This window comes from Phycisphaeraceae bacterium (genome assembly GCA_019454185.1).
Lineage (GTDB): Bacteria > Planctomycetota > Phycisphaerae > Phycisphaerales > UBA1924 > JAHBWV01.
Genome location: CP075368.1, coordinates 2687876 through 2700313, shown reverse-complemented (window position 1 = coordinate 2700313; position 12438 = coordinate 2687876). Strand labels below are relative to the sequence as shown.

Below are 12438 nucleotides of genomic sequence, written 5' to 3'. Positions count from 1 at the left end.
CGTCGGTCGTTTCCGGCGCCGTGGTCGAGAGAGGCCGGCGATGCCGTTCGCGCTGTGTGTGCGCGCACGTCTCGTCGGCGAGAGATCGGGGCACCGCCCCACAGTGACTTGGAGGCACCAACGATGAAGATCGGAGACAGCAGATTGAAGATGTTTGTGGCGCTCGGGCTCGCGGGAGCCGCGGCGTCGATGGCGAGCGCGCAGGGCACCGTGATCAACATCTCGGGCGCGACGCTGCTCGAGAACTTCGTGAGAGCCCCAGCTTCCACAAACGATTATCTCGACGTGGACGGAGACGGCATCGCGGGCATCTTCCTGAACGGACCCGATCAGCTGGCCCCGTATGACACCACCCCGCCCTTCCTCTCCTCTCAGCACTGGATCGTCCATTACCGCGTCGTCGGCTCGGTCAACGGCTTCCAGGAACTGCTCGACTACGGCGCGAACTTCGTGACGAGCAACGGCGACCCGACGAGCGAACTCTCGATCGTTGAGGCGACACTGGGGTACAGCAACGGAACGCTGTACATCCAGAACGGCGCGGGCGTCGGCGACTACAACCCCGCGAACCCCGGCGGCGCTCCGAACCGCTCCGACACCACCACACTCTTGGGCACCTGGGCACCCTTCAACACGCCGGCCGTGGGCGGCATCCGCATCGATATCTCCCCGCTCGACGTTCCCACCACGTGGGCCATCACCTACCCCGGCGGCGCCCCCTTCTTCGGACGTAAGCCCGCCGACCTCGGTTACGGGCTCAACCCGATCGTGTCTCGCTCCAAGAGCGGGTCCAGCGACTTCAACCCCTCCGCCTTCACCGACGCCTCCTCGTCAGGTGGCTACTCCTCGTTCCTCGCGCAGCTGCCTCCGGGCTACGGCCTCGCCGCGGCTGGCTCGGATCCGAACAGCAACTTCTCCGTCTTCGACACGCAGTTGCTCTACGCTCCCATCGCAGTCACTGTGAACTACGGCGCGGGCCTGCAGCAGATCAAGCAGACCGAGCTCCAGCACCTCTTCGTCACCGGCCGCGCGATCACCGGCGAGAATCTGATGGTCGTCACCCGCGACGTCGGTTCCGGCACGCGCAACGCCTTCCAGAACTGCGTCGGCCTTGATCCCTCATGGGGCAACGGCGAGAACATCGGTTGGATCTCGACCCTCTCGATCAACAACAACCTCGGCGCCGCATTCAGCCCCACCAACAAGGGCGGCAACTCCGGCGTTGAGGCCACCGTCCAGAACCACCGCCTCGGCGTCGGCTATGCCGGCGCAGAGCGCGGCGTCACCGGCTCCGGCTCGGGCTCATGGCTCATCACCAATCGCGCGGACCTCCTCGCCGTTCAGAACGATCTGATCGGCGGCACCGAGTACAGCCGACCCACCATCGTTGAGGTCGTCAACAACGACGCCAACGGCTACATCATCGGCGGCCCCGCCGTCCTCGCGACCCTCGGCGATCCCCGCAACCAGAACGAGTTCGGCGGAGACGCCAGCAATACCAACGCTCGCATGCGTAACCCCCAGGCCGCGGCCTACATCAACAACGCCACACGATCGATTGAGGCGTTCGTCTCTGTCCCCGGTGGCGACCCCACCACGTTCACGCCCGGTGAACTCGCTGCCACGCAGTTCCTCCTCACCGGCGCATTGAACAACGTGCCCGGTCTGCTCGACGCGATCTCGCTCGCTCCGAATCCCGCGTTCAATGCCTCGCTCCAGACCTTCACGATCTCCAACAACCGCCTCGCGAACACGGCCTTCAACGCGTTCAACACGGCGAACAACGGGCGTGTCCCCACCCGCACCACCGGCTTCACATACTCAGACGGCGTTGCGGGCGGCTCGACCTATCGCGCCCAGGGCGGCGCATTCCCGACCTACGGCTCCAACCTGACCACCCGCAACAAGATCTCAGGCGACTTCGACGGCAACGGCCTCCGCAACATCAACGACACGGCCGAGATGCTCAAGGCGTGGCGCGACCGCAACGGCGGGCCCGCCTGGGTTGCGCCGAACGGCACGGGCGCCATCGCAGGCGCGCCGGGCACCGACGCGATCATCGAGGTTCTCGGCGACTACAACGGCGACGGCTCCTTCACGGCCCAAGATGTTCGCTACTTCGCGGACGGGCTCGCCAAGGACGCCGTGACCGGCCTGGTCAGCCGCAAGGCGGGCTTCACTCGCGTCGATACCGAGTGGCTCGCGCTCACCGGCTCCAACAACTTCTTCGGAACCACGCTGGCAACGGGCGTGTCGTACACCGCGGGCGCAAGCCGCGGCGACATCGCCGGTCCCTCCGGTCTCCAGACCCCCAACTTCGATCCTATCGGCCACGACGGAGTGGTTGATGCCTTCGACATCGATTATGTCTACGCCAACTTCGGCAACTGGACGAACCTGAACGACGCGGCGTTCATGGACTTCTCCGCCGACATCAACGGCGATCGCGTCGTGGATCAGAACGACATCATCGAACTCGTCACGGTGATCCTCGGCACCTCTCTGGGCGATGTGAACCTCGACGGCTTCTGCGACGCAACGGATGCCGCGATCATCGTCTCCAACCTCGGCAACGCCGGCGGCTGGGCCGATGGCGACCTCAACGGCGACGGGATCGTTGACGCCAACGACCTTGCGATCGCCAGCGCGTGCTCTTGCTCCGATGCGGACTACAACGGTGACACGCTCGTTGACATCCAGGACTTCCTGGACTTCTTCGGCGACTACGGCCCCTGCGAGTTCCAGACCACGCCCTGCCCCGACGCGCTCTACGACGTTGACCGCTACAACCCGGACAACTTCGTCGACATCCAGGACTTCCTCGGCTTCTTCGACATCTTCGGTCAGTGCTCCTGATCCCTTGTCCCCGCGGGACGACGCACCAACCCCTGGCCGTGCCCGCGATATCCTCGTGCCCCCGGTTCCGGAAGCGGAGCCGGGGGCGTTCTCTAGAACCCGGGGACTTCGGTCACCTGTCGGCCTTCCGGGCGAAGGGCGGCATCAAGCCCGCGACGGGGCTAGATCGCTCCGCCGAGCGCACCATCGGAGATGCCCTCGCGCCGGGCCGCGACGATCGCCCGGTGGCGACGCATGTACTCCATCACGACGATGACGAACGTCGCGTGGCTCCACGTGAGTGGCGAGACGCCGAGCGGCTCGCCGGTGTACGGGTGGTACTGCTCGGCCATCACGCCGCACAGGTCTGCGCGTTCGATCGCCCAGTCCATGTAAGGCAGCGCGTTGCGGAGTTCATCGAGCGTGCGCGCCTTGGCGATGAGCCACTGGGCATGCCAGAGGGTGCAGATGACCCACGGGTTCCCGGGCACCTCGCTGATGCGTTCGCGCTCGACCTGGTGGAAGTAATCACGCTGGTAGCGTGCGATCCCGCCGATGCCGGTCTTGACCCAGAGCATCTGGCGCGTCGCCGTCATGTCGGCCTCGACCTTGGGATCATCGGGCGCGAGCGCGCCCAGCGCGAACACGGCGTAGTTCGCCGAGTCCGGCGTCATATCAAGCCGATACGTGCCGTCGGGGAGCGGGATCGCCATGCGCGCAAAGCGCCGGTGCTCGGGGTGCCAGAGGTGACGCTTGAGCGCGCCGCGCAGTCGCTGGGCACCCTCGTGGTACGCCACCGCCCGATCGGGCTCGCCGAAGTCGGTCGCGAACGCGCTGGCCGCTTCGAGCGCGGCGATCACGCTCGCGACGGTGAACGTGTGGATGCCGCGCCGCTCTTCCCACAGATCCCACGACGGGCGGGGAAGCCCGTGGTGGTCGGTGTACGACAGCATCCACTCGGCCGGTCCTGTCACCAGGCGCTGGTAGAGCGGCTTGATGAACTCAACATCGCGGAACTGCTCGAAGTGGCGGCGCAGCGCCCAGAGCACCAGCGCGGTCTCGTCCTGCTGAATCGGCAGCACGCGCTGGTCGTCGAGCATCCACGGGTGCCACGAGCTGGCAAACTCGCCGCTCGGCGTGTACTTGTGCAGGAAGTAACCGTCGGCTTCGATGATCCTGGCGCAGAACCTGAAGAACGCGCGCGAGAGCTCCGACTGACCTGCGAGCGTCAGCGCATACGCGACGAGCGCACCATCACGAGGCCAGCAGTACGAATAATGATCGCCACCGAACTGCGTGATGTCCGAGTCGTTGGCCGCGAGGATCGCCCCGCCGTTGTCGATCTGCGTCCTCAGAATCAGTTGCGAGCGATAGAAGAAATCGCGGATCGGCTCGGGCAGGGGTGAGAGATCGAAGGGCTCTTTCCTGGCCCACAGCTTCCAGTACGCCTCGGTCCGCGTGATCATCCGATCAGGCCCGGTCTCGAGCGCCATGGTGTTGCGTCGCTTGACCTCGTTGTACGTGGTTCCCGCGGCCATCCACACGATCGCTCGCCCGATACCCCCGGCCGGGACCTGGATGTGTGCCGCGATCGTCAGATCGACCGAGCCCTGCGAGATGGCGTTGCGCCCGAGGACGCCGTCCTCCGCATCGCGCCACGTCCCCTCCGCGCCGCCGATGCGCTTGGAGCCGATGGCCCAGTGCTCGATGCCGGCCCGATGCCCGTCCCAGGCGTTGAAGAGGAAGTACGAGTCTTCCTTATAGAGGACGACGCTGCGCGTCCCGGGGTCGAAGTTGGCGGTGTTGCCGACGGGCGAGCCCCGCAGCGACGGATCCACGTGCATGAAGATCCGCACCTCGCGCGTCCGACCCGTCAGGTCGTGGACGTTGAAGGCCCGGAACCAGATCGGCTCGTTGAAGTCCACGGCGTCGTTGCAGACGATCTCCAGCCCCATCTCCTTGTGGATGAGGCGGACCTCCGTCACCATCGTGTCCGGCTTGTAGCGAAGTTCCCGATCCCACCCCTGGTCCTCGATCCACGCGAACCGGCCATCCGCCCAGACGCCGAACCGTTGGATCGTCCCCTCCGTGTGGTTGTACCGCCCGACGTTGGGATAGTACATATCCCGAACACGATACGCGTGATCGAACGTAATCAGCAGTTCGCCATTGCCGACTGGGATGGTTCTGGGCATCTCTCTCTCCGCGGCAACGCTGTGACTTCGGCGCAGGATCGCTGGCCGAACCGAACTCCAACCGTGTTATCGACTCTCCCACCGGGCCGGGTTCAGTGGCGAGGTGGAAGCAACGTGGAGAAGTCCGGTTCCCCGCTGGGGTGAATTCCTGTAGACTGCCGATTCAGGTCGAAAGACCCAGCACCGGAGAGCCAGCCATGATCACTCGTCAAGATCGCGCACGCAACTCGGTTGTCCATTGTTCATGTGTGAAGGGCTGGGGTGTTGGGGGGGGGCGTCGTGGCTTCACGCTCATCGAACTCCTGGTCGTCATCGCGATCATCGCGACACTGATCGGCATCCTGCTTCCCTCGCTCGGCGAAGCCCGTCGTGCGGCACAGCGAACCGTCTCCCTCGCAAATCTCAAGACCAACGTCGCGATCATGACCCACTACGCGGGCAACAACCGCGACGACTTCGTCAATCCGTTCCACCCCGCTGCGGCATGCTCCCATATAGAGCCCCACTGGAGGCAGCCGCCGGTCGTGCTTGTGCCGGATGATTGCGGGTGGGCGTGGGTCTACATCGCTTCGGGTGGTGAGTCGTACGGCTATCACTGGATCGCGCACACGCTCTACGGCGATGACCACACCACATCGCGCGGTGCGAACATCTACGCCCCCGGCGACATGGCGCTCCGCCGCTGGCTCAAAGAGAACAACGACAGCAACGCCGCGACGGACTCGAGCTGGATCTTCCCCTCTTCCTACTGGTATCCGCCGGTCTTCTGGCAGCAGTCGGCTCGATTCGAGCCCAACGCCCGCATCCGGGGCACCGCGGCCAACAGGTTCCTGATGCGTCGGAACAAGACGACCGATGTCTACTACCCATCGAAGAAGGTGATGATCTTCGAGAACAAGGACTACGCATCGAAGGATCAACCCCAGTGGAACAACCCTCGCGCGAGGGTCGCCGTCGCGATGGCCGACGCCTCCGGGGTCGTGGTCAACATGTCGAACGTCGTGGCCGACACGGCTCTCCCCGATGAGACCGCACCCGGCAAGCTCCCGTTCCCCTCTGGGCTGTGGGATCCCGGCGAGAGCGAGATGCACAACCGCATGCTCTATGGCCGCGAAGAAGGGTTCATCTGGGACTACACGCGCCCGGCGTACTTCTGGGCGACCCGGAAGGGAATCCGCGGGCGAGATGTGATGTAAGGGTGAGCAGAGGGGCAGAGGGGCAGAGGGGATTTTCTTCGTCACTTCGTCACTCCGTCACTCCGTCACTCCAACAAGGAGCATCCGTTGATCAAGAGTTCGGGCGGCGAGCGCAACGTGAAGCCACTCATCGCGTTCGGCGCGGTCGTCGTCATCGGCGGGGCGTTGGTCGCCTGGCGGTGGATGGGGTCGGGGGCGGAGCCGCTGGATTCTGCCGCGGCTCAGCGCGACCGCGAAATCCAGCAGGCGATCGAGCGCGGTGCCTTGAACCAGCCGGAACAGCCCGAACCCGTGATCGAAGAAGATCCCGGCCCCCCGACACGGGCTCCGATGCGATCCACAGACCCGGGCTGAATCTCGCACGGACAGACTTTGTATCGACGATAAAAAAGGTTTTTGTATGGTATTCGAGAGACTTGTGGGGTCATTTCCCTACGAAGTCTGTTTGCCTTTGCATCCGTCCGTGGTAGGATGCGAATGTGAAGCAAGCCGCCGGTGGGCGGCTCGCGTTCGCGTCGGCATTGCGGAGATGCCGGCTGAAGGGCGCGGAATGCTGCGTATTGAATCCTCGAAGCGTGCATGAGCGTTGTGCTTCAAGGAACTTGGCCGATGGTGCCGACCGACGGCCCGATTTCACCGAGGGAGTCATCATGAACCGTCTGCATCGTGCGTTCACGCTGATCGAGCTGCTGGTCGTCATCGCGATCATCGCGCTCTTGGTCGGCATCCTGCTCCCGTCGCTGGGCGAGGCGCGGCGTGCGGCCCAGAACACGGTCAGCATCGCCAATCTGAAGTCGCTGGCTCAGATCCAATCTGCCTATCAGAGCGAGCACGCTGGCAGCTTCATCAATCCTTTCTTTGAGACCGAGCCCCCTGCAATCACCAGCGACACGAAGTGGTACGATGTCTTCAATGACGATTATTCACTGCGATGGCGGTTCCAGCAGGGCACGGTCTGGCGCAGCGAGATGTACGCCTTCCACTGGTACTCCCGTATCGGAAACTGGCTCGCCCAAGGCGATTACGCATCCAAGGTGCAGTTCTCTCCCGCCGATCAGGGACCGTACCAGCGGTTCGTAGAGGAGATTATCGACAAAGGTACGCCCTTCGATTACGTCATTTGGGACACCTCCTACGTCTACTCGCCGACCTTCTGGTTCAGCCCGCAGCGATATGCCGCAAGCCCTCGCCTCCCGGCGAACAATGACGATCCCGTCGCCGCGAGGGTGAAGCGCAACCGGACTGCGGATGTACTCTACCCGAGTTCGAAGGTGATCCTCTGGGAACGCTTCGATTTCACCCAGAAGAAGCGCACGCAGCAGGTCTACGCGTTGGCGGGAACGGGCACTGGCATCGGCTCCGGGGCGAAACTCCCTCCCACTTGGAACAATCCCGGCGCAAACACCAATGTAGCCACTGTGGATGGAAGCGTCACGCGAGTTCAGATGGGAACCCAGCTGTATCCGTACCTGACGGACACCGAGATCAGCCGGAGGAACACCTACACCCCAACAGACCTGTGGAATCCAACGGATTCAATTCTCACCTACTATTCGATGGGCAATGATGGGCTTGAGAACGGCGGAACAAAGGTGCCCTCTGTCTACCCGGCGTACTTCTGGGCGACCAAGAAGGGCGTGCAGGGTCGGGATCTGGCTCGCTGATCCACCCGTGGCGGCGTTCGTAACCCGCGTATGATCACTCGTCCCTCGGGCAACCGGGGGATGTTTCTTTCCTCTGAGCAATCGCGCGTGCTTCGCACCAACGAGCCGCGCAGATGGAGCACGGCCATGGATATTCCGCGTTGGAGCGACATGGATCAGAAGCAGCGGATCTTGTCGATCGGTGGTGGTGTTCTCCTCCTCATCGCGATCGTCCTGATCGCCCGGGGCCTCTTCGGAGGTGGTGCCGCCGAGCCGGTCGATCCAGCGAATGCGCAGGGCATCCAGAGCGCGGTCAACGATGGCACGATCAAGGTGCCGCCTCCCAATCCAGAGAATGAAGAGACCGGCGAACCGGGAGGCGGAAAGCGCCCAGCTGGGGGGTAATACCGCCCATTTACCCCGCGAATGCGCGTGACTTGCAAGCACCGTACAGCAGCTCCTGCCGCAACGGGTGCTGTGCATTTGACTCTGCAGGCGGCTTTTGTATAATGCGCGGCACGCCTGCCGACTTGTACAGGCCGACAATGCTGTCGACTGCTACACAAGGTTGTTATTGGAGGATATATGCGAACTAAGGCATGTTTTCTGGGTATTCTGTCCGCATTGGCCGGTTTCCCCGCACACTCGCAAGATAATAGCGACAGAGTTACTGTTTGTTTTTACAAAGGAGTTGGAGGAAATCTTGATGTAACTCGTTCACTCATATGGCATCTATATAATGGCACGACTGTCGTCTCCGCGTCTGGCAATGCGTTTGCTGCCAATCTCGAATATGAGTTTGGTACAGGTTTTTGCTACGACGAGCCCTCGGTAACGTTCAACAGCGACTCCGATTCGGGCTCGCTTGGAAGCGTATATGCGTCTGTGCCCAATGCGAGTGTATCAATCACGCAAACGACGCATGTGACACGCACGAAAGGTTCTTTTGATTCCAGTACAGCTGTTCATCATTGGCCACCTGCTCACGTGATCTGCGAACCCGGCGGATCCGGAATCCGGGGCGCGGCTGGCTATTCAAACTCCTATTCGATACGTGAGTTCTCTGGACCTGACTGGGCGCTTATCAAGCACATTGGACCCGCTTCTATCGGGATCTTCTGGTACAACGGATATCCAGAAGCATGCCTTCTGCTTACAACGCCGACAATCACCGGAGTATGGTTCGGGGCCGATGAACTGTATGAGATAGACACGAACGACGACGAGTTTCCGTTCGTCGCTTCTCATGACATGATGGTCTTTTGGTCCGACGGGACTGTTGACCGATACGGTGATGTAGAGGATCCGGCCTTCGATCCTGTCGGCGACGATCCAATTGTGATCGAGATCGAGGACGAAGAGTTCACAATCGTTGAATCTGATTCTCAGAATGCGACTAGGGTGCGTCACAACTCCTACCAAGAGATCTTCAGCGTGATCGGAAATGTTGATCAGGATCCTGACTCCACGATCTGCTGGGCCGACCGTGTCGCCCTACTGTCCCTCCCGCAGGTCGCCATCGGGCAGTTCGGCTACCGCGCCCGAGGTGACATTGATCTTGACGGTGACATTGATGTCGATGATTACTACGCATTCAATGCATTGCCATGCAACGCCGATCTGAACTGCGACGGTATAGTCGATATCACCGATTATCTGGACTACTTCGACTATTACGGTAACGAGGATCCGATCGCGGACATGAACGGTGATAACGAGATCGATATTGTCGACATGCTTGATTTCTTGGATGCGTATGCCGTTGGTTGCTGAGATCCGATATGCGATCTTGGTCGGGGGCGACTTCGGTCGCCCCCGTTTTCGATTGGTAGTGCGTGCATGGACTTCAGCACTCAACCACGACCTTCAGCGCATCCGGCTCTGACGCGGCCCGCAGCGCGCCGACGGCCTCGTCGAGTCTGAAGCGTCTTGAGATCAGCGATCCGAGGTCGTAGCGGCGCTGTTCGAGCGCGGCGACCGCGTCGGCCAGTCGCCCGCCGCGGGCTCCGATGATCTCCAGTTCGTTCTCCACAACCGGCGCGAGATCGACGCCCGTCTGCGGCTCGGCGTTGCCACCTCCGCCACGCGCAGCTCCCACTCCCGCCACACCCCCGAGCAGCACGACCTTTCCCCTGGGTCGCACCAGCGCGGCGGCCATGTCGAGCATCGCGGGGCTCGGCGCAGCGCAGACCACCACATCCTGATCGGCGCGTCGGCCGACCTCCGAGACGTGGCGGTGCTTCACGCCCCACTTCTCCGCGATGCCGAATCGCTCCGGACGCTCCCCGAGCACGCGAACCGACGCGTTCTCGCGGGCCATCACCTGCGCGACGAGCAGCGCGTGGGGCTCATCGCCGAGGACCGTGATGTACGTCTTGCCGACGATGCGGACGATCTGCGAGGCGTGCATCGCGCACGCCAGCGGCTCGGCCAGCGACGCGATGTCGGGATCGATCGAATCGGGGATCCGCGTGAGGTTGCGGATCGGGGCCGCGACACGCTCGGCGATGCACCCCGCACGCCCGCCGATGCCGAGCATCTGGCGCGCGCGACAGTGGCGGCTGAGCCCCGCGCGGCACAGGTCGCACGCGGCGCAGACGATCTCGGGCTGGATGACGACGCGAGCCCCGACGAGCGAGCCGGCGTCACTCGGCGCGTCCGGCCCGAGCCGCTCGACGATGCCGACACACTCGTGGCCGAGCGTGCCGTCGTGGGGGACGTGGCCGCGGGCCGTCGCGAGATCCAGCGGCGATATCGCGGCGCGCAGCACGCGCACGACGGCCTCGCCGGAAGCGGGCTCCGGTTCGGGCGTTCGAGGGTCGAGATGGACCTGGCCCCGTGTGGAGCGAAGAGCGCGCACGAGGGGGTTATCGGAAAGGGAGAGAGGCGAGTGGAGGGGAAGTTGGGAAGAAGAGACGCGGGACGCGCTGGTCTGTCTTTCTTTCTCGTGTGCCAGAAGCGGCGTGGATCGGTGCGCGGCTCGTAGTTGTCAGGAGCCGGAAACCATCTCCGACGGTGCTTTCAGGAGCGGCAGAGCCGCGACAAAATCCAGCCCGGGGCGTGAGCCCCGGGTCACGAGGGGCGTCTCTTCACTTCGTGTTCTGTTCGAGCCCCGCAAGGGCGGCACGACGCCATGGGAGAGAGTCTCAGTCCCATGCGTGCGCATCGTCGATCTCGACCCCGTGGCGCCTGCATATCTCACGCAGCTCATCAATGAACCCGACGATCCGGTGGTGTTCACGTTGGGCTTGAATGTACGCGACGACGCGCGGCGCCATGGACTCGCTGACCGAGAACGCCGCGTAGCCGTTCTGCCATGCGAACGCAGCGTTTCCTTGCTCGTGCATCCATCGCGAGGAGTTCGACTTCAGATCGCACGCGAGTGAAGACCACCCAGGGCTGACGCCCTGGGCTGGATTCTCTCGGCCCTACGGGCCACATCGGCAGAAGACTTCAAAGCCAAAGGCCATGCTCGAAGACGCATCATCGCGGAGTCATGAGTCCCGCGATCGGCCGTTTCCAGTAGCCCAATCTCTATCGCCCCTTTCCAGCGTCCCGCGCAGTACATCCATCCGCTCCGACCACATCGCGCGCATCTGGTCGCACGTCTGGGCATCCGGCAGCTTATCGTGCTGCACCTGCACCACCGTCTTGACCGCGCCATCCTTCGCGCTCTTCTCTGAGATCCACGCCGACAGCGTCTTGGTCCGATCCGACCACGTCATCCGGGCACTTCCTGGCTTCGTCGGTCGCCCATCCTTCATCGGCGGGCGCGTCACCTTGTGCACCACCACGCCCTCGGGCAGCCACCGCGCCGCTTGGGCCTTGTCCTCGAACGCATCCAGCACCCGCGAGATCCCCGCTCCGATCGTCCGCGATGCGCTCGCCGAAAAACCATCTGCTTTCTGCCTCAGTTGCCGCAGCCCGCGCTTCTGCTCGTAGCCCACCGTCACCATTTGCGACCACCACTCATCCACACCATGCTCCGCGTGCAAGTGCTCCGCCGCGGCCTTGTGCCCGTGCCTCTTCACGTCGAACGCATCCAACACCGCCATCCAGTGCTCCCACCCGTGTCCCGTCTTCCTGAGAACCGCTTCATCCGAGACGCCGCCTGATTTCACGGTCTGTTTCGTCCTTACCACGGGCGTCTTGGTCGGAGACGGTTTCGAGAGGGACCATTTCATCGCGGTCGTCTTTGCGGCGGTCGTCTTGCCTCGCACCTTCTTCGCGGCCTTCTTTGTCGACTTCTTTGTCGATTTCTTGCTTACGGCTCTCTTCGTCTTTGTTTTCTTCTTCGCCATGCTCTCAGTCTCCCGACATTCCCCGGCGGGCACAAGGGCGACTTCCCCTGCGGGTTTCTCCCGAGTCCTCGCGAGAATCTCCGGGCCGCACGCATCCGATCCGCTCCGGGCGTGCAATAATCACGCATCGCCGTCCGCCACCCCCGGGCGTCCCACCACATCGCAAGAACCGGCAGGGGGGCCCGCCGGATGAACAGGTCGGACCAACCCGTGTCGCCCGCGCACCTTTCAACGGGCGTGAAGCGCGCGATCGTTTGGCCCGCCCTCT

Annotated in this window: 9 protein-coding genes and 1 pseudogene; 6 read left to right on the top strand and 4 right to left on the bottom strand. The window is 63.2% G+C overall.

Annotation, left to right across the window (positions count from 1 at the left end):
- Window positions 1-123: 123 nt before the first annotated feature.
- Window positions 124-2856: a hypothetical protein gene (locus KF838_11510; GenBank protein ID QYK47403.1), complete on the top strand. Its 2733-nt coding sequence runs from the start codon at window positions 124-126 to the stop codon at window positions 2854-2856.
- Between the two features lie 161 nt (window positions 2857-3017).
- On the opposite strand, the gene KF838_11505 is transcribed toward KF838_11510, so the two are convergent.
- On the bottom strand, window positions 3018-5030 hold the full coding sequence (locus KF838_11505) for a glycoside hydrolase family 15 protein (protein ID QYK47402.1): 2013 nt from the start codon (window positions 5028-5030) through the stop codon (window positions 3018-3020).
- A gap of 197 nt (window positions 5031-5227) precedes the next feature.
- Between KF838_11505 and KF838_11500 the strand changes: the two genes are divergently transcribed.
- The 5 genes and pseudogenes from KF838_11500 (at window position 5228) to KF838_11480 (ending at window position 9642) form a co-directional block, all read left to right on the top strand.
- Window positions 5228-6226, top strand: a complete 999-nt coding sequence (locus KF838_11500; protein QYK47401.1) for a type II secretion system protein — start codon at window positions 5228-5230, stop codon at window positions 6224-6226.
- 87 nt (window positions 6227-6313) lie between these two features.
- Entirely contained in the window at window positions 6314-6580 is a 267-nt protein-coding gene (locus tag KF838_11495; protein QYK47400.1) for a hypothetical protein, read from the top strand.
- A gap of 296 nt (window positions 6581-6876) precedes the next feature.
- Window positions 6877-6993, top strand: a pseudogene (locus KF838_11490) (prepilin-type N-terminal cleavage/methylation domain-containing protein).
- Between the two features lie 1023 nt (window positions 6994-8016).
- Window positions 8017-8274 carry a hypothetical protein gene (locus tag KF838_11485; protein QYK47399.1) on the top strand — a complete coding sequence of 86 codons (258 nt, stop codon included), beginning with the start codon at window positions 8017-8019 and terminating at the stop codon, window positions 8272-8274.
- Window positions 8275-8454: 180 nt separating this feature from the next.
- Window positions 8455-9642: a hypothetical protein gene (locus tag KF838_11480; protein ID QYK47398.1), complete on the top strand. Its 1188-nt coding sequence runs from the start codon at window positions 8455-8457 to the stop codon at window positions 9640-9642.
- A 73-nt stretch (window positions 9643-9715) separates the two neighbouring features.
- On the opposite strand, the gene KF838_11475 is transcribed toward KF838_11480, so the two are convergent.
- The 3 genes from KF838_11475 to KF838_11465 all read right to left on the bottom strand — a co-directional run bounded on the left by KF838_11475 (window position 9716) and on the right by KF838_11465 (window position 12170).
- Entirely contained in the window at window positions 9716-10729 is a 1014-nt protein-coding gene (locus KF838_11475) for an alcohol dehydrogenase catalytic domain-containing protein (protein QYK47397.1), read from the bottom strand.
- A gap of 286 nt (window positions 10730-11015) precedes the next feature.
- Window positions 11016-11216 (bottom strand): hypothetical protein, encoded by a 201-nt coding sequence (locus tag KF838_11470; protein ID QYK49836.1) that lies wholly within the window; start codon window positions 11214-11216, stop codon window positions 11016-11018.
- Between the two features lie 147 nt (window positions 11217-11363).
- On the bottom strand, window positions 11364-12170 hold the full coding sequence (locus tag KF838_11465; protein ID QYK47396.1) for a hypothetical protein: 807 nt from the start codon (window positions 12168-12170) through the stop codon (window positions 11364-11366).
- Window positions 12171-12438: the final 268 nt, after the last annotated feature.